The sequence below is a fragment of the Streptomyces sp. O3 genome, from assembly GCF_054788135.1.
The window spans coordinates 129,927-155,664 of the sequence record NZ_JBTVYK010000002.1; the positions used below are offsets into that span (position 1 = coordinate 129,927).

At 71.9% G+C, this 25,738-nt stretch carries 13 protein-coding genes; 5 read left to right on the forward strand and 8 right to left on the reverse strand.

What is annotated here, in order from left to right; all coding sequences use genetic code 11:
- Positions 1-40: 40 nt before the first annotated feature.
- Together ACX6XY_RS01940 and ACX6XY_RS01945 are read right to left on the reverse strand one after the other, a co-directional pair.
- Entirely contained in the window at positions 41-2,377 is a 2,337-nt protein-coding gene (locus tag ACX6XY_RS01940) for a WD40/YVTN/BNR-like repeat-containing protein (protein WP_460325562.1), read from the reverse strand.
- A 144-nt stretch (positions 2,378-2,521) separates the two neighbouring features.
- Positions 2,522-5,452 carry a glycoside hydrolase family 48 protein gene (locus ACX6XY_RS01945; RefSeq protein WP_460325564.1) on the reverse strand — a complete coding sequence of 977 codons (2,931 nt, stop codon included), beginning with the start codon at positions 5,450-5,452 and terminating at the stop codon, positions 2,522-2,524.
- A 254-nt stretch (positions 5,453-5,706) separates the two neighbouring features.
- Between ACX6XY_RS01945 and ACX6XY_RS01950 the strand changes: the two genes are divergently transcribed.
- The 3 genes from ACX6XY_RS01950 (at position 5,707) to ACX6XY_RS01960 (ending at position 10,289) form a co-directional block, all read left to right on the forward strand.
- Positions 5,707-7,299: a cellulase family glycosylhydrolase gene (locus ACX6XY_RS01950; protein ID WP_460325565.1), complete on the forward strand. Its 1,593-nt coding sequence runs from the start codon at positions 5,707-5,709 to the stop codon at positions 7,297-7,299.
- Between the two features lie 9 nt (positions 7,300-7,308).
- Positions 7,309-9,063 carry a glycoside hydrolase family 6 protein gene (locus ACX6XY_RS01955; protein WP_460325567.1) on the forward strand — a complete coding sequence of 585 codons (1,755 nt, stop codon included), beginning with the start codon at positions 7,309-7,311 and terminating at the stop codon, positions 9,061-9,063.
- A 218-nt stretch (positions 9,064-9,281) separates the two neighbouring features.
- On the forward strand, positions 9,282-10,289 hold the full coding sequence (locus tag ACX6XY_RS01960; RefSeq protein ID WP_460325569.1) for a LacI family DNA-binding transcriptional regulator: 1,008 nt from the start codon (positions 9,282-9,284) through the stop codon (positions 10,287-10,289).
- Positions 10,290-10,340: 51 nt separating this feature from the next.
- On the opposite strand, the gene ACX6XY_RS01965 is transcribed toward ACX6XY_RS01960, so the two are convergent.
- Genes ACX6XY_RS01965 through ACX6XY_RS01990 form a run of 6 tightly spaced genes read right to left on the reverse strand, consistent with a single transcriptional unit; the run spans position 10,341 to position 20,127 of the window.
- The gene (locus ACX6XY_RS01965; RefSeq protein WP_460325571.1) at positions 10,341-12,290 is read right to left on the reverse strand and encodes a rhamnogalacturonan lyase; all 1,950 of its coding nucleotides are present in this window, start codon (positions 12,288-12,290) and stop codon (positions 10,341-10,343) included.
- Positions 12,265-14,517, reverse strand: coding sequence for a glycosyl hydrolase family 95 catalytic domain-containing protein (locus ACX6XY_RS01970; RefSeq protein ID WP_460325573.1), 2,253 nt, complete (start codon positions 14,515-14,517; stop codon positions 12,265-12,267). Before ACX6XY_RS01970 ends, ACX6XY_RS01965 begins: the two co-directional genes overlap by 26 nt.
- The gene (locus ACX6XY_RS01975; RefSeq protein ID WP_460325575.1) at positions 14,514-16,487 is read right to left on the reverse strand and encodes a beta-galactosidase; all 1,974 of its coding nucleotides are present in this window, start codon (positions 16,485-16,487) and stop codon (positions 14,514-14,516) included. Before ACX6XY_RS01975 ends, ACX6XY_RS01970 begins: the two co-directional genes overlap by 4 nt.
- 4 nt (positions 16,488-16,491) lie before the next feature.
- A complete protein-coding gene (locus ACX6XY_RS01980; protein WP_460325577.1) occupies positions 16,492-17,418 on the reverse strand; it encodes a carbohydrate ABC transporter permease in 927 nt (308 codons plus the stop codon).
- Positions 17,415-18,431 carry an ABC transporter permease gene (locus ACX6XY_RS01985; protein ID WP_460325579.1) on the reverse strand — a complete coding sequence of 339 codons (1,017 nt, stop codon included), beginning with the start codon at positions 18,429-18,431 and terminating at the stop codon, positions 17,415-17,417. The genes ACX6XY_RS01980 and ACX6XY_RS01985 overlap by 4 nt, the downstream gene beginning before the upstream one ends.
- 4 nt (positions 18,432-18,435) lie before the next feature.
- Positions 18,436-20,127 (reverse strand): extracellular solute-binding protein, encoded by a 1,692-nt coding sequence (locus ACX6XY_RS01990; protein ID WP_460325581.1) that lies wholly within the window; start codon positions 20,125-20,127, stop codon positions 18,436-18,438.
- Positions 20,128-20,422: 295 nt separating this feature from the next.
- On the opposite strand from ACX6XY_RS01990, the gene ACX6XY_RS01995 reads away from it, so the two are divergent.
- Both ACX6XY_RS01995 and yicI read left to right on the forward strand, forming a co-directional pair.
- Positions 20,423-23,353 carry a glycoside hydrolase family 3 C-terminal domain-containing protein gene (locus ACX6XY_RS01995; RefSeq protein WP_460325583.1) on the forward strand — a complete coding sequence of 977 codons (2,931 nt, stop codon included), beginning with the start codon at positions 20,423-20,425 and terminating at the stop codon, positions 23,351-23,353.
- On the forward strand, positions 23,350-25,644 hold the full coding sequence (gene yicI / locus ACX6XY_RS02000; protein ID WP_460325585.1) for an alpha-xylosidase: 2,295 nt from the start codon (positions 23,350-23,352) through the stop codon (positions 25,642-25,644). Before ACX6XY_RS01995 ends, yicI begins: the two co-directional genes overlap by 4 nt.
- Positions 25,645-25,738 lie beyond the last annotated feature (94 nt).

Genomic DNA, 25,738 nt, shown 5'->3' on the forward strand with positions numbered 1-25,738 from the left:
GTCCGGCGAACCGGAACACGCCCCAGGAGGGCGTCTTTCTCTAGCGTGCCGCCACGTCGCCGTAGACGATGCCGCGGCCGTTGGTGGAGACGTACACCCTGCCGTACACCCGCGGGTCACCGGTGATCGCCGCGCCCGTCCAGCCCCACTGGTGCGCGTCGTCGTTGATCCGCGTCCAGCTCGCGCCCGCGTCCGTGGAGCGGAAGATCCCCCGCGTGCCGCCGATCTTCGCGCTGGCGTAGAGCGTCTGGTACGACGCGCCGGGCGCGGCCTTGCCGAAGCCGATGACGTCGGCCTCCTCGACCCCCGGCACCCTGGCGAAGCTGGCGCCGCCGTCCGTCGAGTGCCACAGGCCGTACGCGCCGTCCGGCTCGCCGCCCGCGAGCCAGATCTCGCCCCGCTCGCCGGGTACCGCCTGGAACCGGACGGGGCCCTCGGCGGGCAGACCGGAGGCCCGGGCCGTGAAGCTCGCGCCGCCGTCCGTGCTGACGTAGAACGTCCCGGACTTGAAGCCGTAGAACCTGCGCGGGTCGGCCCGGTCGGCCTCGACGGTCGCGCCGTCCGGGATGCCGGTCGACGCGGTCCACGAGCCGAACCAGGACGAGACGTGCACCCCCGCGCCCCGCGGGCTCCAGACGGTACGGCTGCCGTCCGCCGCCATGGCGACCGTGCCGCCGCCGGTCACTCCGGGCGGCTCCTGGCCGCCCCACCAGCTGGCGCCGTTGTTCGTGGAGAACGCGACACGGGGCGCGGAGCCGCCGTCGCCGACGCGGACCACCAGGTCCGGGCGGCGCTCGGCGAAGTCCAGGCTGGTGGTGGTGTCGAAGTTCGGCGTGGTGTGCATCAGCGCGGGCACCTCGGTGAGGTCCGTGTGCCGGAAGCCGCCGATGTCACCGAGCGCGCTCAGCAGCGGCGCGCCGGACGGGGGAGCGGCGAGATCGTGCACGGCGGTCTCCTCCAGGCCCTCGACCATCGGCCTGACGGTGAACTTCCCCCCGCTGTCGTCCCAGTCGGTGAGGTTCTCCGTGCCGTAGATCGTGACGCCCGTGCCGTACATCATGCGGTCCGAGTCGAACGGGTCGATCTCCAGCGCCTCGGTCATCCAGCCCAGCTTGGGCGACTGCTCCGGCGGCTGCGGGTTCGCTCCCCAGGACAGCCACGGCACGGACGAGACGTCCAGGGTGTAGCGGTTGGCGCGGTTCCCGTTCGCGGCGAACTCCCAGGCGGACGTCCAGTTCCGCCCGCTGTCCGTGGAACGGAAGATCTGCGTGTCGGGCCACCACGAGCTGTAGCCGGTCACCATGACCGTGCCCGGATTCCGCCGGTCGACGCTGAGTCCGCTGTAGCCGAAGTACGTGTCGGACTCGGCGACCGGGCTGATGTCCGTCCACTGCCCGTTCTTGGTCGAGTACCGCCACACCTGACCTTTGCCGCCGTCGTAGGGGCCGCCTGTGTCGCTGTAGGCGACGTACAGATAGCCGTTCTCGGCGTCGAGTACGCCCTTGTGCGGGAGGTAGCCGGTGGGCTGGCGGGCGATCCTGGACCAGCTGGCGCCGCCGTCCGTCGACCGGTACAGCGCGTTCTCCTTGTCGGCGACCCCGGCGTAGATCGTCTGGGCCGCCCGGCCGCGTGAGCCGGTGGACTCGTCGAAGGCGACCCAGACGACCCCCAGCCGGTCGGAGAGATAGCCGCTCGAGTCGTCCGGATCCGGGACGTAGTCACCGGGGTTGGGGAACGCGGTCACCTCCGACCAGGTGATGCCCGCGTCCGTGGAGCGCCACAGTCCGTGGCCGCTGGGCGCGCCCAGATACAGCACGCGGTTGTCGTGCGGGTCGACGGCGAGCCGCTCGCCCATGCCGCGCCCCGGCATGTTGCCGCCGAGCTTGAAGGGCAGGTCGGTCTTCCGCCAGGTCTCGCCCCGGTCCGCCGAGCGCAGGATCGCGCCGTTGCCCGGATCCCAGTCGTTGGTGTACGTGCCGACGGCCGCGTACACCCGGTCCGGGTCGACGGAGTCGGCGGCCAGGCTCGCCACGCCGGTGTGCCCCCAGTCGTCCCAGCCGACCGAGTCGAGCAGCGGCTTCCAGGTCTTGCTGGACTGCTGCCAGCGGTAGGCGCCGCCGATGTCGGTGCGGGCGTAGGCGAGATTCCGTTCGCCGCGGTTGAAGACGATGCCGGGGACGAAGCCGCCGCCGTCGACGCGGACGTTCTTCCAGTCGTACGCCTCCATGGCATACGACGGTGCCGGTGCCGGTGCCGGTGCGGTACGGGCGTCGGGGTCGGCGGCCGCCGGCGGGCCGCCGAGCAGCAGCCCGGCGAGCAGGCCGACCAGCGCGGGCAGGGCGCGCGCTCTGGGCGCGCGGGGGACAGCAGGACGCATGAGAAGTGCTCCAGGGAAGCGGTTCAGAGGAGAGGGAGTTCAGAGGAGAAGGGGTGCGGATCGGATCGGTACGGGCGAGGGCCGGGCGGGCCTGGGGAGAGGCCCGCCCGGCCCGGCCGCCACGGGGCCGCCGTACGGGACCGGCTATTCGAGGAGCTCGCCGTACGCCCCCAGGGCGAGGGCGATATCGGCCTGCGCCCAGAACCGGTGGTACGTGAAGACGGGCGCCGCGCCGCCGTCGAGATAGGCCTCGACCTTCGGCCAGGCCGGGTCGTCCTCGTAGAACGAGCGGATCGAGGAGAACGTCGAGCCCTCGTCGATCGCGTCGCCGTTCGGCATCACGCCGCTCCAGCCGCTCGGCACGTACACCGCGTCGTCGAAGCGCTCATAGTCGGCGCGGGTCTCCGGGACCGCGATGCCCAGCGCGTCCTGATGGTGCTCCCACATGCCGTCGAGCAGCGCCTTGGCCGTCGACTTCGCCTCCGCGTCACCGGACTTCGCGGCGTAGTACGTCAACGTCCTGGCGTACGCACCGGCCACGCCCACGTCGTCGGTGTAGTCGGTGACGGCCACGTGGAGTCCCGCGTTGTCGCCGGGACGTGACGGGTTCCAGGTGTCGGGGGCGCCCGACCACTGGAGGGTCGCGGGGATGCGGTAGGTGCCGTCCGGGTTGACGGTGGTCTCGGACAGCGCCCAGTCGGCCCACTTGTCGAGCACCCGCTTGGCGTCCGCGTCCCCCGTCTCGTGGTAGTACTCGGCGACCCGCTCCATGGACCACGCCTGGAAGCCGAACCACTGGTTGGACGGCGGGTCGTGGTACACGGGCTTCTCGTCGTAGTACATGCCGTAGAAGGTCGGGGTACCGGCGGGCGGCTGGGCGTAGCGGCCCTGCCAGCTGTTGGTCGCGCCGCCCGCGATGGCGCCCTCGTCGGACTGCAGCCAGGTGTAGAACTCAAGCTGCCGGTCCAGGCTCCTGGCCCAGTCGTCCCGCCCCGTCGCCGATCCGGGCTTGAGGGCGTCGTACGAGCTCAGGGCGTAGGCGGCCATCGGGTTCTGGTAGCCGCCGTGGGCGTGGCTGGAGCCGATCCGCCAGGCCCAGCCCGCCGAGCTGTCCAGGGCGCCGCCCCAGGCGTAGTACCAGGACAGCAGATAGTGCGCGCTGTCCTTGCCGCTGCCCGCGGGGCAGGCGGACGGGCCCACACAGTCGCCGATCTTCTTGAAGTACTTGTCGAACATGGCGTAGCGCAGATAGTCGCCCATCTTCGCGGCCTTGCCGACGGTCGCCGCGACCTCGCCTCCCTTGCCCTGCTCCTTGGCCCACAGGTCCGCCCAGTAGGCGGCCTGCACGGCGCGGGCGTCGGCGTCCGGGGCGTTGGTGAACTTCCACTGCTTGGCGTACGCGGCGTCCCCGGTGAACAGGTCGAGATAGCCGTTGTCGCCGCCGTAGGTGAAGTTATCGCAGGTCGGGTGGGTGACGGTCTCCCATACGGACTCCTGCGAGCCGCGCTGGAAGGTGTTCACGTACGAGGGTCCCTCGGCCGTCGGGCCCGCCTGGCACTCACCGGGCGCGTTGCCGTAGCCGTAGACGTTGTCCACGTCCTGGAGCCAGTGCATGCCGTAGACGTCGTCCGTGCCGTAGGCGCTCCTCAGCTCGGCCGCGATCGGGTCCGCGCCCGCGGCGACGCCGGGGTCGAGCGGGGCCGGGTACTGCGCCGGTTCGTCCAGCTCGGGTGCGTAGGTGGCGGGATCGGACGCGTGGTAGAAGGAGTTCGTCGGCTGGTCGGCGGCCGTGGGGATCATGTACGTCTCCATGGTGTCCCACGCGCCGTTGAACCTGCTCCAGTCGCCGGTGATCTTGCCGTATCTGGCCTGGAGCCAGATCAGATAGCTGTACGCCTCCGACGTCGTCTGGTGGCCGTGGTCGGGAGCCTCGACGATCAGCGTCTCGACCGAGTGGTACGGGATGCCCTCCGGCGAGAAGTAGCCGTTCGCCGGGTCGGTGATCTTCCCGTAGAGGTCGAGGAACCGGGCGTCGTACTCCTTGGACTCGGCGAGCTGGGTGACGGTGACCTCGGCCTCGGTGTGGCCGGGCGCGGACGCGGTGAAGGTCGCGGCCCCGGTGCCCGACGCGTCGGCGGTGACCGTCACGCGCTGGGCGGTGTCCCAGTTCGACGGGGTGAAGGTCAGGCTCGCCCCGTCGGTCACCGACAGGCCGGAGTTGCCCGCCGTACGCGCCGTGCTCACGGTGACGTCCGAGGACGGCTCGGTCGACAGCCGCACGCCGAAGGCCGCGGACTCGCCCTGGACGACGGAGAGTTGCGCGGGGGAGGCGACCAGGGCCGGGCCGCCGGTCACCGTGATGCCGACGGGGGCGGACTCGCCGGACGCGCCGGCGCTGTCGGTGGCCCGCGCGTACAGCGAGTGCGCTCCGGCCGCCAGGCCGTCCACGTCGAGCGTGTACGGCGCGCTGGTGTCGGTGCCGAGCAGCGTCGTGTCGTCGTAGAACTCGACCTTCTCGACGCGCGCGCCGTCCGCGGCCGCCGCCGTCGCGGCCATCGGCACGGTGTCGCCCTCGGTGAAGACCTCGCCCGCGTCGGGGCTGGTCAGCACGGTGACCGGGGGCGGGTGGGCGCCGCCGCAGACCGTGCCGTTGACGGTGAACTCGGTGGGCGCGGCGTTGGCGCCGCTGTAGGTGAACTGCGCTCCGGCGGAGACGGCGTCGCCCGGCGCGATCTCGGCGTTCCAGGGCGCGTTCTGGACGGTGACCGACTGTCCGTCCTGCGTCCAGGTCCCGCTCCAGCCGTTGGTGAGTCGCTGGTCGCCCGAGTAGGCGTAGCCCAGGGTCCAGCCGTCGATCGGGTCGGCGCCCCGGTTGGTGAGAGTGAGCTCGGCGGTGAAGCCGGAGCCCCAGTCGTTGACCGTGTAGTCGACCCCGCACTGTACGGCCGCGGCCTGCGCCGGGGTGCCGCCGACGACGGCCATGCCCAGCGGGAGCGAGAGAACGGCGGCCAGGGCCGTCCATAACCTGCGCGTACGCCGTCGGCCGCTGCTGCGGCGTGTCGTTCCTGGCGACATGGGCTTGAGTCTCCTCGCGGCTCGGAGGGATGGGGGGTATATCAAGCCTTGAACCAGTGGGAGCGCTCCCAGCATGGGGAAGAGGAAAATGCGGGTCAAGATATGTGAAGAGTCGAATAAATTCGACAGCCAAGAGGAGTGATTCCTCTGTTGCTTGACGGCAGTTGATGCTTTAACGTCCTCAGTCACCAGTGGGAGCGATTCCGTCAGTCGGTGTGCCGTTCGCGGCGCGCCCGCTCTGCAAGGAGTCGCTCATGCGACACCCCCCGCGTTCTTCCCGTTTACTCTCGCTGCTCGTCGCGGCGGCACTCGCCCTGACGGGCGCCCTGTTCGCGGCCGCCAGCACGGCCTCAGGGTCGGCCCCCGTCTGCACGGTCGCGTACGAGACCGTGGGGGAGTGGGACGGTGGCTTCCAGGGCTCCGTCACGCTCACCAACCACGGTCCCGCGGTGACCGAGTGGACCCTCGGGTTCGCCTTTCCGGGCGGCCAGGAGGTGACCCAGGGCTGGGGCGCCCGATGGTCCCAGTCGGGCGGCACGGTCACCGCGACGAACGAGACCTGGAACGGCGCGCTCGGCGCCGGCGAGAGCGCCACCGCAGGGTTTCTCGCCTCCTGGTCGGGCGCGAACCCCGCGCCCGCCTCCTTCACCCTGAACGGCGAGGCCTGCAACGAGGACCAGAACCCCGACCCCGATCCCACCGACCCGGACCCGACCGATCCGCCCGACCCCGATCCCACCGATCCGCCCGACCCCTCAGACGGGCCCCCGGCCCTGAAGGTCTCGGGCAACGAGCTCGTCGACGCCGACGGCGTCACCCGGCGGCTGCTCGGCGTGAACCGCTCGGGCGGCGAGTTCGCCTGCGTCCAGGGCTATGGCATCTTCGACGGTCCCGTCGACGACGCCGCGATCCAGGCCATCGCGGACTGGAACGTCAACACCGTCCGCATCCCGCTCAACGAGGAGTGCTGGCTGGGCCTGGACAACATCGACCCGCGCTACGGGGGCGAGAACTACACCACCGCCGTCAAGGACCTGGTGCGCCGGGTCGAGGACCACGGGATGACCCCGGTCGTCGAACTCCACTGGTCCTGGGGCCAGTACACCGGCAACTCCGCCGGCTGCTCGGACATCTACGCCAGCTGCCAGAAGCCGATGCCCAACGCCCGGTACACCCCGGCCTTCTGGACCTCGGTCGCCAGTGCCTTCAAGGACGACCCGGCCGTCGTCTTCGACCTGTTCAACGAGCCGTATCCGGACCGCGCGACCAACACCCCCGAACAGGCCTGGACCTGCTGGCGCGACGGCGGAGACTGCCCCGGCATCGGGTACGAGGTCGCCGGTATGCAGAGCCTCGTCGACGCGGTACGCGACACCGGGGCCGAGAACGTGATCCTGGTCAGCGGACTCGCGTACGCCAACGATCTCAGCCAGTGGCCGTCGTACGCGCCGAGCGACCCGGCGGGCAATCTGGCCGCCGCCTGGCACGTCTACAACTTCAACACCTGTGCCGACGAGAGCTGCTGGGAGCGGACGCTCGCCCCGGTCGCCGCCCACGTGCCGCTGGTGGCCGGCGAGATCGGCGAGAACACCTGCGCGCACTCGTTCGTCGACCGCGTGATGCGCTGGTTCGACGACCGGGGCCTGTCCTATCTGGGCTGGACCTGGAACACCTGGGACTGCTCCGCGGGCCCCGCGCTGATCAGCGACTACGACGGCACCCCCACCCCCTACGGCGTCGGGCTGCGCGACCACCTGCGCGCCCTGGCGGAAACCCCCGACGGAACCCCCGACGGAACCCCCGGCGGAATTCCTGCCGGGACCCGCGACGGAACCCTCCGAGAATAGGAGAGCACCATGAGCCGCACGGCCAGAACCACCCGCACTGCCCGAAGGAGAGCAGGCAGACCACGCACGGCTCTGCTCGCCGCCTGCGCGCTGGTCGCCACCGCGGCCGGCACCGCCGTGGCCGCCGACGCCGAGGACGGCGTCCAGGCGGCGGCCCCCGGCTGCAGCGTCGACTACGCGATCCAGAACGACTGGGGCTCCGGCTTCACCGCCGCGGTCACCGTCACCAACACCGGCGACCCGGTGAGCGGTTGGGACCTGAAGTGGTCCTTCGCCGGGAACCAGCAGATCAGCCAGGGCTGGAACGCCGGACTCTCCCAGTCCGGCGCCGACGCCACCGCGTCGAACGTCTCGTACAACGGCGCACTCGGCACCGGAGACTCGGCCTCCTTCGGCTTCAACGCCAGTTACAGCGGCGCCAACGCCGTCCCGGAGACCTTCACGCTGAACGGTGTCGTCTGCGGCGGCGACTCAGGTCCAGGACCCGGTCCCGACCCGACCGATCCCCCTGGCGAGCGCGTGGACAACCCGTACGCGGGCGCCGAGGTCTACGTCAATCCGGACTGGTCGGCCAAGGCCGCCGCCGAGCCCGGCGGCTCCGCGATCGCCGACCAGCCGACCGGCGTGTGGATGGACCGCATCGCCGCCATCGAGGGCACCGCCGACGCCCGCGGCCTGCGGGCGCATCTGGACACCGCCCTGGAGCAGAAGGGCGACGGCGAGCTGGTCGTCCAGATCGTCGTCTACAACCTGCCGGGCCGTGACTGCGCGGCGCTGGCCTCCAACGGCGAACTGGGCCCGGAGGAGATCGACCGCTACAAGACCGAGTACATCGACCCGATCGCGGCCATCCTCGCCGACGACAAGTACGCGGACCTGCGGATCGTCACCACGGTCGAGATCGACTCGCTGCCCAACCTGGTCACCAACACCGGCTCCCGCCCGACCGCGACACCCGAGTGCGACGTCATGCTCGCCAACGGCAACTACGTCAAGGGCGTCGGCTACGCGCTCGGCCAGCTCGGCGCGATCGACAACGTCTACAACTACGTGGACGCGGGCCACCACGGCTGGATCGGCTGGGAGGACAACTTCGCCGCGTCCGCCGCTGTCTTCTACGAGGCCGCGAACGCCGAGGGCGCCACTCCCGCCGACGTCCACGGCTTCATCACCAACACCGCCAACTACAGTGCCCTGAAGGAGGAGAACTTCTCCCTCACGGACAGCGTCGGCGGCAAGTCCGTCCGTGAGTCGGCCTGGGTCGACTGGAACCAGTCGGCGGACGAGCTGTCCTTCGCCCAGAGCTTCCGTCAGCAGCTGGTGTCCACGGGCTTCGACCCCGGCATCGGCATGCTGATCGACACCTCCCGCAACGGCTGGGGAGGCCCGGACCGGCCGACCGGCCCCGGCGCGATGACGGACGTGGACACCTACGTCGACGGCGGCCGCTACGACCGCCGCATCCACGTCGGCAACTGGTGCAACCAGGCGGGCGCGGGCCTCGGCGAACGCCCCCAGACGGCACCCGAGTCCGGGATCGACGCCTATGTGTGGATGAAGCCTCCGGGCGAGTCCGACGGCTCCAGCAAGGAGATCCCGAACGACGAGGGCAAGGGGTTCGACCGGATGTGCGACCCGACGTACGAGGGCAACCCGCGTAACGGGAACAGCATGTCCGGCGCGCTGCCGGACGCCCCGGTCTCCGGGCACTGGTTCTCCGCCCAGTTCCAGGAGCTGCTGAGGAACGCCCACCCGGCGCTGTAGCGCTGGCCGTCCCCGGTGCGGCGCCCTTCGGAAGCGGGAGGGTGCCGCACCGGCCTGTCGCCAGAGGTGGAGTCGAAGCGCTTCGACTCCGCCTCTGGACACCGTAGAGGCGCGGGTCTAGGGTCAGAGCGTCGCATGACGCCTGATACGAGAGCGGGGCGGACGGGCGCCGCGTCGAAGCGGTTCGTCACCCCGCTCGCCCTGTTTGGGAGAGCCGAATGGTCACCCTCGCCGAGGTCGCCCAGCACGCCGGAGTCTCGGCCAGCACGGTGAGCTATGTCCTCAGCGGCAAGCGGTCGATCTCGCTCGGCACCCGTGAGCGCGTCGAGCGCAGCATCCAGGAGCTCGGATACCACCCCAACGCGGGAGCGCGCGCGCTGGCCAGCAGCAAGTCCACCATACTCGCCCTGATGATGCCGCTGCGCACCGACATGTATGTGCCGGTGATGATGGAGATCGCCGTCGCGGTCGCCACCACGGCCCGCGAGCACGGCTATGACGTGCTGCTCCTCACCGGCGACGAGGGCGCCGCCGCCGTCCGCCGGGTCACCCGCAGCGGCCTCGCCGACGCCATGATCCTGATGGATGTGGAGCTGGAGGACGAGCGGCTGCCGCTGCTGCGCGAGAGCGACCAGCCCGCCGTGCTCATCGGCCTGCCCGCCGAGACGGCCGGACTGACCTGTGTGGACCTGGACTTCGTGGCCACGGGCGCGCTGTGCGCGGAGCACCTGGCCGGTCTCGGCCACCGCGACATCGCCGTGCTCGGCGAGGCCCCCGCGGTCTACGAACGGCACACCGGCTTCGCCGAGCGGACCCTGGACGGCCTGCGGGCCGCCAGCCGCGAACTCGGACTCAGCATGCTGCACCGACCCTGCGACGGCGGCTATCAGGCGGTGGCGGCGACGCTCGCCCGGATCTTCGACGAGCGGCCCGGCACCACGGGGTTCGTCGTCCAGAACGAGTCGGCCGTGGAGCCGCTGCTCGGCCTGCTGCGCCAGCAGGGCCGCGCGGTGCCCGAGGACGTGTCGGTGGTCGCCGTCTGCCCGGACCAGGTGGCGCTCCAGTCGTCGGTGCGGCTCACCTCGGTGGCCATCCCCGCCCAGGAGATGGGCCGCCAGGCCGTACGGCGGGTCATCGCCAAGCTCGACGGGCAGGGCACGGACGAGGTGGCCCTGCTCGCGCCGGAACTGGTCCGCCGGGCCAGCTCGGGCCCGGCGCCCGCCTGAGAGCGCCGGGCCCGAGCTGGCCGCGTACGACTGCCGCTGCCTCCGCCGCCGTTACCTCGTGCCGAGGTAGTAACTGGTGTGCGGCGGCTGGTTGTAGCCGGTGTTCTGCCAGGCGACGCCGAGCCGGTAGACCGGGTCGTGCATCAGGGTCGGCAGCCGGAACTCCGTCGGGTGCGGGGTGCTGTACAGCCGCAGCGCCGTGGAGTCGGCGTTGCGCCAGATCATCTCCTCGCGCCAGTCGCCGAGCAGGTCGCCGGAGAGCACCGGGTTGCCCTTGGTCCAGTTGTTGGACTTGGCGTCCCGGTCGTACCAGATGCGGTCGAGCTCCGTGGAGCCGTTGTACTTGAGGATCTGCGCGTAGCCCACGCCCGCCGAGCCCGACCAGCGGTGGTCGAGAAGCTCCCGGTGCGCGTCGCCGTCCCACCAGATCGCCGAGTTGAACGAGTCGCCGCCCGCGAACGTCGGCACGCTGTCGCTGATCTTCGTGCCGTCGGCCGCGTAGAGTCCGCCGGCGCTCGACCAGCACTCGGCGCCCGCGTGACTCCGGGTCAGGTCCGCGCAGATGCCGCGCCCGACGTCGCTGCCGGTCCGCTGGCCCCACAGGACCTCGCCGGTCCGCGCGTCATGCATCTCGTAGCCGTACTCGGCGTTCGTGTGCTCGTGCACGTTGAAGGACTCCAGACCGGGCCGGGCCGGATCCAGATCGCCGACGTGCATCGCGTCGCCGTGCCCCAGCCTGGTGGTCCACAGCCCCCGGCCGTCGTCGTCGACGGCCATCGCGCCGTAGAGGATCTCGTCCCTGCCGTCCCCGTCGACGTCGGCCACCGAGAGCTGGTGGTTGCCCTGCTGGTCGTAGCCCTTGCCGTAGTTGGTGGAGCTGTCGGTGTCGAACGTCCAACGGCGGGTGAGGGCGCTGCCGTTCCAGTCGTACGCGGCCAGGGCGACGCGCTCGTAGATGCCGCGGCTGAACACCATGCTGGGCGTCGAGCCGTTGACGTAGGCGGTGGCCGACAGCAGCCGCCCCTCGCGGTTGCCCCAGGTGTCGCCCCAGTCGGCGACGTCGCCGCGGGCGGGCTCGAAGGGGACGGAGTCCCGCACCCGCCCCGTCCGCCCGTCGAAGACCGACAGGAACTCGGGGCCGCTGAGGACCGCGCAGTTGTCGGCCAGATGCGAGGCGTTGGCGTCTCCGATGACGGTCCCCGCGGAGTCCCTGGAGCCGTCCGACGTGCGTACCGCCATCTCGGCCCGGCCGTCGCCGTCGTAGTCGTACACCTGGAACGAGTCGTAGTGCGAGCCGCTGCGGACGTTCGTGCCGAGGTCGATCCGCCACAGCCGGGTGCCGTCCAGCTCGTACGCGTCGTAGACGGTCGGTCCGGTGCAGGTACCGGAGTTCGCCACATCCGTGGCGTTCGACGGCGCCCACTTCAGGACCAGCTCGTACGACCCGTCGCCGTCCAGGTCGGCGGCGGACGCGTCGTTGGCCGAGTAGGTGTACGCGACGCCGTCGCGGGTCGTGCCGCCCGGCGGCTTGTCCAGCGGGATGTCCAGACGGCCCGCGCTCCAGACCGCGGCCCGCTCGCCCGGCTGCTCGACGCCGTTCAGCACCGCCCGGATCTCGTAGGAGGCGCCCGTGGCGCCGTTCCTGTCCAGGAAGTTGGTCCGCCGCGTCTCCTCGATCAGGGTGCCGCCGCGATAGAGCCGGAACGAGACGTCCGCGGGGTCGTCGCCGAGCATGCGCCAGGTGACCAGGACCCCGCCGTCGGCGGGCACGGCCACCAGGCCGCGGTCGAGCCGCTCGGCGACGCGGGCGGCCGCCAGAGCCTGTAGGGGACGGTCGGCGGCGGAGGGCGGCACCGCCTCCTCGGCGGCCGCGGCGAAGTGGCCGACCGCGAACAGGCCGCCGGTGGCGGTCATCAGGGTCGCGAGCGCGCCCCCGGCGAGCCTGCCGGGACGGCGAAGGCGGCGGGGACTGGGCCTAGTGCTGCGGGTGGGTCTCGTCATCGTGACCTCGCAGTTCGGGAACGGGTGTGTCTCCTGGTCGCCACCGCACCGTCAAAGGTTGCTCGTTGAACAATTCGATGCGCCGGGAGCCGGTGGGCGTGATGAGGGTGATACGGCCGCCGCGGGCGGGCCGGAGCACGGCCGTGCACCCGCCGTCCGACCAGGTGAGGTCGACGGTCGCGCCGAACCGGGTGCGGACGCCGCGCAGCACCCCGCGCGGGCAGCCCTTGGGCAGCGCCGGGAGCAGGACCAGCCGGTCCGGGGACGACTGCACGAGCGCCTCGATGACCAGGGCGGGCAGCGCGTGCGCGGCGTCCGCGTTGTAGACGTCCCGGCGCGGGTAGTGCGCGCTCATCAGCGAGGCGTGGAAATAGTCCCCGGCCAGGACCCGCCGCAGCGCGGCCCCGGTGTGCCCGGCGTCGCGCAGCCGCGCGGCGACCAGAGCCTGGTGCAGCTGGCCGTGCGCGGAGTCGTTCTCCCGGCCGCGCAGCAGCAGGGCGCGGTGCGCGGCCCGCGCCAGCTCCGGCGTGTCGTAGGGGTTGATCTCGTCGAGCGGCCACACCGGGTACAGATGGCTGAGATGGCGGTGGTCGTACGCGTCACCGAGGCCCGGCCAGGCCCACTCGGCCAGCGCGCCGTCCTCGTTGACCCGGTACGCGGGCAGCCGGTCGGCCAGCGCCCGCAGCCGGTCGGCCCGCTCCGGATGGTACGCGCCCGCCGTGCGCAGGGCGTGCCGGGCGGCCGCGATGTCCATGGTGGCGTTGACGGCGACCCAGCTCCCGCCCGCCGGGCGGTTCTCGGGCGAGTACGACGGGACGATGACCAGCCGCCCGTCCGGGCCGGTGCGGGTGAGGAAGTCCTCGTAGAAGTCGGCGACTTCGGCGAGCGCGTCCGCCAGCCGGGCGTCGCGGACGCCGCGCACCGTGTCGTGGTCCACGAGCGGCTGGAGCAGCCAGTCGGCGCCCGCCGTCCACAGATGCAGCGGATAGGCGCGCTGGAAGTGGTGGCTGTGGCCGTTCTCGCCGTCGGTGTGCGCGGGCGCGACCACCCCGCGGGCGCCGAAGACGGACCGCGCGTTGGCCCGCCAGTGCGCCAGCTGGCCGTGCACCAGGGCCGCCTGGGCATCGGTGACCTCGGGCAGCGCCCCCACGGCGGCGGACGCGGTCTGCAGGCCCAGGTTGGCGTCGGTGGTGAACGCCCCGGACCAGGCGGTGTCCCAGTCGCCGGTCCACAGGCCGGTCAGCCGGGGCGGCAGCGTCCCGCTGGCGCACAGCAGGTGGTAGCGGCCCGCGGCGAACAGCCGCTCCAGAAGCGCCGGACTCTCCGGCTTGGACAGCAACGCGCCGCCGCTGAGCGCGCGTTCCGCGGGTGTGCCGCCGAGGTCGAGCGTCACCCGCTCGTAGGCCGGGCGGTGCAGGGCCTCGTGCCGGGCGAGCAGCCGCTCGTACGCCTCCGCGACGCTCCCCTCGCCCGCGAGCGTGCGCAGGGACGCCGCGTCGGGCCGGGTGTCGAGCTCCCCGGTGTGCCGCCGCACCCGCGTCAGCAGCAGGAGCCCACGGGCCCCCGCCACCCGCGCGCCCGTGCCGAACACACTGGTCGTACCGCCGTGCACGACGGCGAGGGTGAGCCCGGTGTAGCCGCGGTCGCCGCCCGGATAGCCGACCCGCAGGGTGAGCAGCGCGCCGTGCTCGGTGCGCAGCGTGCCATGGCCGACCGAGAGGTCATCCGGCGCGCCGGGCAGTGTGTGGTCGAGGGTGAGCTCGGCGCTGAGGTCCGGGTCGGTGACGTACTGGACGATCACGTCGTCCGCGCGCGAGACGAAGACCCGGCTGCGCCACCGTCCGCACTCCGCGCTGACGACCCCGGTGGCGAACTGCACCGTACGCCGGTACCCGCGTACGCCGGCGGCCGCCGTGCGCCGCCGAAGCCGCGTCTGGAAGGCGGGGTGGAACGGCTGCACCCAGCGCAGCGGGCGGCCGTCCGTGAAGTCCTCGGCGGCGGTGGCGTCCCCGGCGAGCAGCCGGTCCTGGAGGCCGGGCAGCCCGGCGGCCAGCTCGGGCGGCCGCGCGTACGCGGAGCCGTTCGGCCGGACCAGCGTGTGGTGGTTGACGATGACCCGGTCGTCGCCGGGGTCGCCGAACACCATCGCGCCGTGGCTGCCGTTGCCGCTCAGGAAGGCGTCCTCCCAGCGGGCCGCGGGCGCCGGTTCCCACGTTCCGCGGCTCACGCCGCCCGCTCCAGTACGGCGACCCCGTAGCGGCCGAGGGTCAGCCGGTCCCGTAGCGCGGCGCCGGTGAGCAGCTCGCGGTGCGGCCCCGGCAGCGGAACGGTCGCCTCCGCGCGGTCGTGGTTGAGCAGGAACAGCAGCCCGCCACGGCGTACGGCCTCGACGCCGGGCGGCAGGCCGCGAAGCGGCGGCCGTACCCCGACCCGCCCGGCGATGTCCGCCAACAGGGCGCGCAGGGCGGCTGGTTCGGGCAGCGTGGACAGATACCAGGCGCGATCCCGGCGCAGCACCGCGGGCAGCCCGTCGAGTTCGCCGCCCCGGTACACGGCGACCACATCGGCGTCGGCGGCGGCCGTCAGCTCCTCCGACCAGAGCGTGCCGTGGAAGTCCCCGCAGTCCACCCGGTCATCGGCCTCCAGCGGCCACCACTCGTGCAGCACACGGATGCCGAACAGCCCGCGCAGCCGGGCGTCCATGCCCCCGGCCCGTACCCGGTCGTCCCGGTCGGCGACGCCCGTGTGGAAGCCGCAGACCAGGGTGCCGCCCCCCGCGACGTAGGCGACCAGGCCCGCGATCGCGGCGTCGCTCAGCAGATACAGCCGGGGGACCAGGACCATCCGGTACGGGGTCAGATCGTGCTCCGGGTGGGCGAAGTCGGTGGTGATGTTCGCCTCCCACAGGGCGCGGTGCCAGGCCCGTACCACCTCCGGATGGTCGAGCCGCGCGGAGACCCGTCCCTCCTGCTGGTCCGCCCACCAGGAGTCCCAGTCGTGCAGGATCGCCGCGTCGGCGGTCACCCGGCCGCCCGCCACGGCCGGGGCCAGCCGGGAGAGTTCCGCGCCCAGCCGCTTGACCTCGGCGAAGCCCCGGCCGTCGGGCCCGGCGTGGCCGACCATGCCGGAGTGGAACTTCTCGGCACCCTGCCGGGAGGCCCGCCACTGGAAGAAGCAGACGCCGTCCGCGCCCCGCGCCACCGACTGGAGCGACAGCAGCCGGTTCAGCCCGCGCGGCTTGGGATGGTTCACGCCCCGGAAGTTCACCGCGCCCGCCGCCTGCTCCATCACCAGCCACGGGCCGTGTGCCTGAGAGCGCGTCAGATCGCCGATCATGGCGTTGTACTGACCGGCCCGCGGGTCCCTGGGGTCCGGATAGACGTCGACGGACACCACGTCCTCGTGCTCCGCCCACGCCCAGGCGTCCTGCCCGGACCACAGCGGCATGAAGTTGGTGGTGACCGGGAGGTGCGGACTGTGCCGGGCGACGATGGCGCGCTCGGCGCGATAGCACTCCAAAAGCGCGTCGGAGGTGAACCGTTTGAAGTCCAGCGCCTGGGTGGGGTTGCGCAGGTACTGGGCCCGGCGCGGCGGAATGATCTCCTCCCAGGAGTCATAGCGCTGGCTCCAGAACGCCGTGCCCCAGGCCTCGTTGAGCGCCGCCAGAGTGCCGTACTTCGCCCGCAGCCAGGCGCGGAAGGCGCGGGCCGCCTCGTCGCCCCAGTCGTAGGTGCAGTACTCGTTGTTGATGTGCCACAGGGTCAGGGCCGGGTGGCTGCCGTAGCGGGCCGCGAGATCCTCGGTGATCGCGGCCGCGTACCGCCGGTAGACGGGGCTGGAGTGGGCGAACTGCTGGCGCGAGCCCCACCACACGGTCCGGCCGTCCTCGTCGCGCGGCAGCGTCTCGGGGTGCAGCCTGCCCAGCCACGGGGGAGGGGATGCGGTCGGCGTCGCGAGCACCACGCCGACGCCGTTCTCGTGCAGCAGGTCCATCACCCGGTCCAGCCAGCCGAACTCACGGGCCCCCGGCCGTGGTTCGATCCGGGCCCAGGAGAACACCCCGAGCGTCACGGAGTTGACCCCGGCCTCCCTCATCAGCCGTACGTCGTCGGGCCAGACCTCCTCGGGCCACTGCTCGGGGTTGTAGTCGCCGCCGAAGAGGAGACGGCCGCGGGTGGTGTCGTCGAGTGCGGGCATCGGACTACCCCTTGATCGCGCCGGTGAGCATGCCTGCCTTGAAGTGCTTCTGGACGAACGGCGACAGCACCGAGACCGGCACCAGGGCGAGCACCATCACGGCCATCTGAACGGCGAGCGGCGACAGTTGCCCGGTGTTGACGGCCGAGGCCAGGCCGGTCGGCCGCTCCTGCTTGATGACCAGCTGGTTGAGGATGTTCTGCAGCGGCAGCATGCCCGGATCGCTCAGATAGATGGAGGCGTTGAACCAGGCGCTCCAGTACCCCACCGCGTAGAACAGCGTGATCACCGCGATGACGGCACGGGACAGCGGCATCACGATCTGCCACAGGATGCGGAAGTCACCGGCCCCGTCGATCCGGGCGCTCTCGATCAGCTCCTGCGCCGTGCCCATGAAGAATGCCCGCAGCACCAGGATGTTGAACACGTTCACCGCGCTGGGCAGGATCAGCGCCAGATAGGTGTCGGTCAGGCCGAGCCCCTGCACCACCAGGTACGTGGGAATCAGACCGGCTCCGAAGAACATCGTGGCCAGCAGGAGCATCAGCAGCGGCCGGTGCAGTACCGACCCGGTGCGGGAAAGACCGTACGCGCACAGGATCGACACCGTCATGCTGAACAGCGTGCCGACGACCGTCACCCCGACGCTCACCAGCGTCGCGCGGGTGACCTGGCCACCGCCCAGCAGCTCCTGGTACGCGACGAACGTGACGCCGCGCGGGATCACCACCAGGCCGCCGGTCTCGGTGATGGTCTTCACCGACGACAGGCTGGTGACCACCACCACCCACAGCGGGAAGAGCACCGCCAGGCACACCGCGACCAGCGTGACGCCCTTGACGGCGAGACCGGCCCTGGTCGGCCGCTCCTCCCACACGGGCCGCAGGCCGTCCCGGCTGCCGGGCCTGATGCCGAAGGACAGCAGGCTCATCGCTGGTACACCCCCTGCTCGCCCATCAGATGGGCCGCCTTGTTGGCCGCGAGGACCAGCAGCAGCCCGACGACCCCCTTGACGATGCCCACGGCCGCCGCATAGCTGAAGTCGCCGTTCAGCAGGCCGACGTTCCAGACGTAGGTGTCCAGCACCTCGGCGGCGGTCGGGCCGACCGCGGTGCGCTGCAGCAGGATCTGCTCGAAGCCGACCGTGAGCGCGTTGCCCACCTGGAGGACCAGCAGCAGCGCGACCACCGGGCGCAGCGCGGGCAGCGTGATGTGCCACATCCGCCGCCAGCGGCCCGCGCCGTCCATCGCGGCCGCCTCGTACAGGTCGGGGCTGACCGAGGCCAGCGCGGCGAGGAACACGATCACGCCCCAGCCCGCGTCCTTCCAGATCATCTCGAAGGTGACCAGGAACTTGAACAGCGCCGGATTGGTCATCAGGTCGATGCCGTCGTGCCCGTGGTCGCGCAGCACCTGGGAGACCAGGCCCGCGCCGCCGAACATCTGCTGGAAGACCGTGATGACCAGCACCCAGGAGAAGAAGTGCGGCAGGTACAGGATGGCCTGGGCCACGGCCCGTACCCGCGGGCGCACGAAGCTGTTGATGAACAGCGCGAGCAGGATCGGCAGCGGGAAGAACAGCGTCAGCTGGATCGCGAAGATCGCGAGGGTGTTCCGCAGAGCCTGCCAGAACAGCCGGTCGTCCCACATCCGCCGGAACTGCTCGCCGCCCACCCAGGGGCTCCGCGCCATCGCGTCGAAGGCGTTGTCCGCGATGTACGGGTCGTAGTCCTGGAAGGCGACGACGTTGCCGAGCAGCGGTACGTAGGCGAAGACCAGCAGGAGCAGCACCGCGGGCGCGGTCATCAGCAGCAGGGTGCGGTCGCGCCGCAGCCGGTGCCGGAGCGTGATCCCGCCGCCGCGCTTCGGGCGGCCGCGCGGCGGCGGGGGCTCGGGGGGTCCTTCGGGGCCGTCGGCGCGGGCCTTGGTGAGACTGTGCGTCATAGCGTCAGGCCGCGTCGCCGGTCTCGTCGAGCAGCTTCTTGTACCAGTCGCGGAGTTCGTCGCCGCCGCGCGACTTCCAGTCGGAGACCGCCTGTTGCATGTCGCTGACCTTCTTGCGGCCGCGCACGATGTCCTTCTCCAGGTCCTCGAACTGGGCGTCGAGACTGATGTAGCGGCTCGGCTCCTGGATCTGCATGCCGTGGAACAGCGGCGCCTCGCTGTGCGCGCCCTGCCGCTGCTGCCACTCGACCATGCCCTGCACGACGTCCGGGTGGTCGGGGTGGGCCAGGAAGGGGGCGGGCGCGGCGACGTACTCGTAGGTCGCGAAGACCTGGTCGTTGCCCTGTTCGGTCTTGGTGAGCAGCCCGTCCTTCAGCGTGTGATGCTCGCCTGCCACGCCGTACGCCTTGAGCCGCTGCTCCTTCGTCCCGTACGGGGCGGCGCAGTAGTTGGCGACGGCGAGGATCTCCCGGACGGTCTTCTCGTCGGCCTTTTCGCTGACGAAGCACCAGATGTTGGAGGGCGCCGCCTTGAAGAGCGCGGGCGCGCCCCCGTCATGGGCGAAGTAGTCCATCGCGGCCATCCGGAACTCCGGCTTCTCCAGGCGCTGGACCGACGTCCTGCCGTACCAGTCGGAGAGGTCCATGTTGTACATCCACGCCTTGCCGGAGGCGAACAGGGCGCCGATGTCGCCCTGTTCGGCCTTGGCGTCCGGGTGGACGAAACCGGCCGAGTACAGCGAGCGGGACCATTCCAGGGCTTCCAGGTACTCGTCGGTCTCGCAGCGGTTGACCAGCTTGTCCCCCTCCAGCCGCCAGTAGTGCGGCTTCGCGGGCAGCACGCCGAAGAACGCGTACGCCGCCCAGGTCATGTCGCCGCACGCCCACACCTTGCTCTTGGGGGCGTTGATCTCCTTGCAGAGGTCGTAGAACTCCTGGGTGGTCTTCGGCGGCTGGTAGCCCCTCTCGGCGAAGAGGTCGGCGCGGTAGAACGGCGCGATGTTGCCGACGTCCGCGGCGGGCATCGGCAGCCCGCGCAGCTTGCCGCCGAACACCGCCCGCTGCCAGGCGCCGGTCGGGATGGCCGCCAGGTTCGGGTACTCCTCGACCTTGTCGCCGCTCAGATACGGGCCCAGGTCGGCGAACTTGTTGCTGACGGCGCTGGGGATCTTGCCGGTCAGCTCCCAGCCGGGCACCACCACCGCGTCCGGCAGGGAGCTGGAGGCCAGCACCGCGCCGAGCTTCTGGCCGTAGGTGTTGCCGTCCTGGTTGCGCCACTTGACCGTGACGCCGATCGCCTCGTCCATGGCGGTCCAGTACGGGTTGCCCTGCTTCGGCGAAGTCCCCCACAGCGGGGCCATGATGCTCACCTCGCCGCCCCTGCCGAGCTTCTTCGGCACCGAGACGGCCAGCTGGTCGGCGGGAAGCGCGGTGGTGAACCCGGCCGCCGAACCGTTCTTGCTCGGAATGTCCGGGGTCACGGTCGCGGACGCCGCATACGTCGGCAGCAGGTCTTTGAGCTTCTCGCCCGAGGTCGTGCCGTCCTTCTGAGCGCCCCCGCCGGAGCCGCCGCACGCGCTGAGCAGCGGTATGCCTCCGGTCACCGCTGCCGCGGCCACCGCCGTGGAGGCCAGGAAACTTCTCCGGCTCGGAGCGGAGCTCGCGGACGAGCTCAAAGAGGGGGAGTTCGGCGTCATTGCGTCAACCCTTCGTGGCGCGCCCGGACACCCGGCGGTACACCCGCCGGTCGACTGGCGAAGGCTTTCGTCGAAGCGCTTCGATGTTGCTGTGAGGCTAGGTGAAGGGCCAGACCGTCACAAGGTCCGTGCCCAATATTCCCGGCCACCCGAACCGGCACCGACAGTCCGGCAACTCCCTGGGCGTGGCGAGGCCATCCGGGGTGCGCGCCTTGACATCCGCATGCGCGAACCCAGAGCATCGAAGCGCTTCGAGTCCGGCCTGTCTCCGCCTATCTGCCAAGGGGTCCTGTACGTGACCGAGAGCCCGCCGCCGTTCCGCGACCCCCGACTGCCCCTGCGCCGACGCGTCGACGACCTGCTGGACCGGCTGACGCTCGACGAACGCGTCGCGCTGCTGCACCAGTTCGCGCCCGCCGTCGAACGGCTCGGCGTCGGCCCCTTCCGCACCGGCCAGGAGGCCCTGCACGGCGTCGCCTGGATGGGCCGGGCGACCGTCTTCCCGCAGGCGGTGGGGCTCGGCGCGAGCTGGAACGACGACCTGGTGCGCCGGGTCGGCGAGGCGGTCTCCACCGAGGCGCGGGCGATGCGCGCCCGCGACCCGCGCGTCGGCCTCAACGTCTGGGCGCCGACCGTGAACCTGCTGCGTCACCCGCTGTGGGGCCGAGGCGAGGAGGGCTACTCGGAAGACCCCCGGCTCACCGCCGCGCTCGCCGTCGCCTACACCCGCGGACTGCGCGGCGACCACCCGGTGTACTGGCGTACCGCCCCCGTACTCAAGCACTGGCTCGCCCACAACAACGAGACCGACCGGGACACCTCCTCGGCCTCCGTGCCGCCGCGCGTGCTGCACGAGTACGACCTGCGCGCCTTCCGCGGGGCCGTCGAAGCCGGTGCGGTCGCCGGAGTGATGCCCGCCTACAACCTGGTCAACGGTCGCCCCAACCACGTGTCGCCGTACCTGCGCGAACATCTGCGCCAGTGGACGGACGAGGACCTGCTGGTGTGCTCCGACGCCGGGGCGCCCAGCAATCTGGCGGACTCGCAGAAGTACTTCGCCACCCACGAGGAGGCCGCCGCGGCGGCACTCCTGGCAGGCGTGGACAGCTTCACCGACCACGGCACCGACGCGTCGGCGACGACCGCACGGATACGCGGCGCGCTGGACCGGGGGCTGATCAGCGAGGCGGACATCGACGCCGCCGTACGACGTCACCTGTCCGTGCGCTTCCGGCTCGGCGAGTTCGACCCCGGTCTCGACCCGTACGCGGACCCGCACGGGCGCGGCTTCGACACCCCCGCGCACCGGTCCCTCGCACGGGAGGCCGCCGAACAGGCCGTGGTGCTGCTCAAGAACGACGGGCTGCTGCCGCTCCCGGAAGGGACCCGCGTCGCGGTGGTCGGGGTACTCGCCGACACGGTGAAGACCGACTGGTACAGCGGCACGCCGATCCGCCGGGCGACGCCGCTGGACGGCGTCCGCGCGCGCTTCGGGCCAGCCCGTGTCACCTTCGCCGAAGGCGTCGACCGGGTACGCCTGAAGACCGCGGCGGGCTGGCTCCAGACGCCCGACGCCGACGCCGGCACCGGAGGGCCCGCGCCCGGCGTCGCTGGCGCGCTCGACCCGGCCCTGCTCGCGGGCCGCAGTGACCTCCCGCCGCTCACCGTGGGGACCGAACCCGCCGAGCGGTCCGAACTGGCCCTGGTCGACTGGGGCGACGGCGTCTGCACGCTGCGCGCCCGCGACGGCCGGTATCTCTCGGTCGCCGACGACGGATACGTCCGCGCGTCGGCGGACGAGCCGGGCGGCTGGGTGGTCCAGGAGACTTTCCGGCTGGAGCGGCTGGAGCGGCTGGAGCGGCTGGGCGGCGATGACACGTACCTCCTCAGGCATCTGGGAACGGGGCGGTATGTCGGTGTCGCCGCCGACGGCGTGAAGGTTGCCGACGAGGGAGAGGTCTTCGAGGTCGAGGTCATCGAGCGCGGCGCGGACGCCGTGGCACGCGCCGCCGCCGACGCGGACGCGGTGCTCGTGGTCGCCGGGAACGACCCGCACATCAACGGCCGCGAGACCGAGGACCGTACGACGCTGGCGCTGCCGCCGCACCAGCGGCTGCTGTGGAACGCGGCCCGCGCCGCCAACCCGCGCACCGCGCTGGCCCTGGTCTCCTCGTACCCGTACGCGGTCGCCGACGCGCACGCCGCGCTGCCCGCGCTGCTGTGGACCGCGCACGGCGGACAGGCCGCGGGCACCGCGCTGGCCCGTGTCCTGGCCGGTGACGTCTCCCCGGCCGGGCGGCTGCCGCAGACCTGGTACGCGTCCGACGCGGACCTGCCCGACCTGTTCGACTACGACGTCATCGGCTCCCGCCAGACGTACCTGTACTCCGCCAAGACGCCGCTCTACCCGTTCGGGCACGGCCTGTCCTACGCCTCCTTCCGCTACGAGGACCTGACGGCCGAGCGGGACGGCGGCGCGCTGCGGGTCGCGTTCACCGTCGTCAACACCGGTGCGGTCGACGCCGACGAGGTGGCCCAGCTGTACGTCCGCGCACCGCACGGGCCGGTGGCCCGGCCGTCCCGGCAGCTCGTCGCGCACCGCCGCGTCGCGCTCGGCGTCGGCGACGCGCGACGCCTGGAGTTCCGGATACCGCTCGCGGAGCTCGGGCACTGGGATGTGCGGCACGCCCGCTGGACGGTGCCGTCCGGCGCGTACGAGCTGCTGGCGGGCGCCTCCAGCGCGGACATCCGGCGCACCGCCGTCGTCGAGATCGACGCGGACCCGGTCACCGCCAGGCCGGTGCGCGAGTCCGGGCTGGCGGCCGTGGCCTACGACCGGCAGTCGGGCACCGAGATCGTCGACCGCGCCAGGGCGGCGGGCGACGCGGTGACCACGGCCGACGGCGCTCCCAGAGAAGGCGAACTGCTGTTCACCGCCTGTGACTTCGAAGGCGGCGTCACAGCCGTCGAGGCGACCGTCGCGGGCGAGGGAACCGTCGAGGTGACCACCGCGCACAGCGCCGCGCCCACCAGCCGGGGCACTGGCCCGCACACCACGGCGACCCTGGCCGTCCCGTACACCGGCGGCCCGTACGTCTACACCGCCCGCTCCGCCGCGTTCACCGCCCGAGGTGTGCACGACGTACGGGTCAGGCTGCGCGGCCCCGTACGCCTGGCACACCTCTCCTTCCCGTCCCCGCCGCACCCGAGGAGCGCCACGCGATGAAGTTCACCGACGGCTTCTGGCTGATGCGCGACGGCGTCCAGGCCTCGTACGCCACCGAGGTACGCGACCTGCGCACCGGAGACGGCCACTTCACGGCGTACGCGTCGGTCCGGCGCGTACGGGACCGGGGCGACACCCTCAACTCCGCGCTGATCACCGTCGAATGCTTCTCCCCGGCCGACGGCGTGATCGGCGTACGCGCCACCCACCACGCGGGCACCGCGCACCGCGGCCCCGACTTCGCCCTGCCCGGCGCCGACACCGACGGCGCCGGCGGTGTCGGCGGCGCGGCCAAGGTGCGCCGCGAGGGCACGGTCACCGAACTCACCAGCGGCCCGCTGACCCTGCGCCTGGACTCCGCCGCGCCGTGGCGCCTGGAGTTCCTCGACGCCGACGGACGCCGCCTGACCGCCGTCGAGCGCAAGGGCACCGCCTTCGCCACCACACCCGACGGGGCCCACCACATGATCGGGCAGCTGGCGCTCGGCGTCGGCGAACAGATCTACGGCCTCGGCGAACGCTTCACGCCGTACGTCAAGAACGGCCAGAGCGTCGACGTCTGGCAGGCCGACGGCGGCACCAGCAGCGAACAGGCGTACAAGAACGTCCCCTTCCACCTCTCGTCGCGCGGCTACGGCGTCTTCGTCAACCATCCGGGGCGGGTCTCGTACGAGATCGGGTCCGAGTCGGTCGGCCAGGTGCAGTTCAGCGTCGAGGACCAGTCGCTGGAGTTCCACGTCGTCGCGGGCCCGGAGCCGAAGGACGTGCTGCGCCGCTACACCGGGCTCACCGGCCGCCCCGCGCTGCCCCCGGCCTGGTCGTTCGGGCTGTGGCTGACGACCTCCTTCTGCACCCCGTACGACGAGGACACCGTGACCTCGTTCGTGGACGGCATGGCCGAGCGCGACATCCCGCTGAGCGTCTTCCACTTCGACTGCTTCTGGATGCGCGAGTACCAGTGGACGGACTTCCGCTGGGACCCGGAGGTGTTCCCCGACCCGCAGGGCATGCTGGCCAGGCTCAGGGAGCGCGGACTGCGCGTCAGCATGTGGATCAACCCCTATATCGCCCAGAAGTCCCCGCTGTTCGCCGAGGCCGCCGCGGCCGGCTTCCTCGTCACCCGGCCGGGCGGCGACGTCTGGCAGTGGGACCTGTGGCAGCCGGGTATGGCGCTGGTGGACTTCACCCACCCCGGCGCCCGCCGGTGGTACACGGACCAGCTGCGTGCCCTGCTCGACCTGGGCGTCGACTGCTTCAAGACGGACTTCGGCGAGCGCGTCCCCACCGATGTGGTCTGGCACGACGGCTCCGACCCGCAGCGGATGCACAACTACTACGCGCAGCTCTACAACCAGGTCGTCTTCGACCTGCTCGAACAGGAGCGGGGGCGCGGCGACGCGGTGGTGTTCGCCCGCGCGGCCACGGCGGGCGGGCAGCGGTACCCGGTGCACTGGGGCGGCGACTGCTTCGCGTCGCTGGAGGCCATGGCCGAGTCGCTGCGCGGCGGTCTCTCGCTGTCGCTGAGCGGCTTCGGGTTCTGGAGCCATGACATCGGCGGCTTCGAGGGCACCCCGGACCCCGCGGTGTTCAAGCGCTGGCTGGCCTTCGGGCTGCTCTCCTCGCACAGCCGTCTGCACGGCAACGTCTCCTACCGGGTGCCGTGGGCGTTCGGCGTGGAAGCGGTCGCCGTGGCACGGAAGTTCACCCTGCTCAAGCACCGGCTGATGCCCTATCTGTACGGGGCGGCGGCCGAGGCGCACCGCACCGGCGTGCCCGTCCTGCGCCCGATGCTCCTGGAGTTCCCGGACGACCCGGCCTGCCGCACCCTGGACCGCCAGTACATGCTCGGCCCCGACCTGCTGGCGGCGCCCGTGTTCAGCGCCGAAGGCGAGGTCGAGTACTACCTGCCCGAAGGCGCCTGGACCCACCTGCTGACGGGGGAGACGGTCAACGGACCCGCCTGGCGGCGCGAGACCCACGGCTTCGACAGCCTGCCGCTGTACGTACGCCCTGGGGCGGTGCTCCCGCTCGGCGCCGACGACCAGCGCCCGGACGGGGACTGGCTCGACGACCTCACCCTGCTGGTCACCCCGGACATCCGCGACACCACGGTCACCGTCCCCGGCCCGGACGGCGCCGCGGCCGCCGTCTTCCGCGCGGTGCGCGAGGGCGACGCCCTCCGGGTCAGCGCGGAGGGCTCCGCGCGCGACTTCACCGTGCGCACGGTGCGCGGCGACCGCGCGGCCCGCGGGGCGGGCGACGTCGTACTCCGACCGTCCGCGGCCGTCTAGTTGACCAATGAACAGGGTCACTCTACGGTGTCGACGTTCGGGATCACAGATGTTGTGCGGAATGCCGAACCACGGCCCGACGTGCGGAGAAAGT

Coding starts and splice junctions, on each gene's coding strand:
- ACX6XY_RS01940 (WP_460325562.1), bottom strand. CDS start 2,377: ATGCGTCCTGCTGTCCCCCGCGCGCCCAGAGCGCGCGCCCTGCCCGCG.
- ACX6XY_RS01945 (WP_460325564.1), bottom strand. CDS start 5,452: ATGTCGCCAGGAACGACACGCCGCAGCAGCGGCCGACGGCGTACGCGC.
- ACX6XY_RS01950 (WP_460325565.1), top strand. CDS start 5,707: ATGCGACACCCCCCGCGTTCTTCCCGTTTACTCTCGCTGCTCGTCGCG.
- ACX6XY_RS01955 (WP_460325567.1), top strand. CDS start 7,309: ATGAGCCGCACGGCCAGAACCACCCGCACTGCCCGAAGGAGAGCAGGC.
- ACX6XY_RS01960 (WP_460325569.1), top strand. CDS start 9,282: ATGGTCACCCTCGCCGAGGTCGCCCAGCACGCCGGAGTCTCGGCCAGC.
- ACX6XY_RS01965 (WP_460325571.1), bottom strand. CDS start 12,290: ATGACGAGACCCACCCGCAGCACTAGGCCCAGTCCCCGCCGCCTTCGC.
- ACX6XY_RS01975 (WP_460325575.1), bottom strand. CDS start 16,487: ATGCCCGCACTCGACGACACCACCCGCGGCCGTCTCCTCTTCGGCGGC.
- ACX6XY_RS01980 (WP_460325577.1), bottom strand. CDS start 17,418: ATGAGCCTGCTGTCCTTCGGCATCAGGCCCGGCAGCCGGGACGGCCTG.
- ACX6XY_RS01985 (WP_460325579.1), bottom strand. CDS start 18,431: ATGACGCACAGTCTCACCAAGGCCCGCGCCGACGGCCCCGAAGGACCC.
- ACX6XY_RS01990 (WP_460325581.1), bottom strand. CDS start 20,127: ATGACGCCGAACTCCCCCTCTTTGAGCTCGTCCGCGAGCTCCGCTCCG.
- yicI (WP_460325585.1), top strand. CDS start 23,350: ATGAAGTTCACCGACGGCTTCTGGCTGATGCGCGACGGCGTCCAGGCC.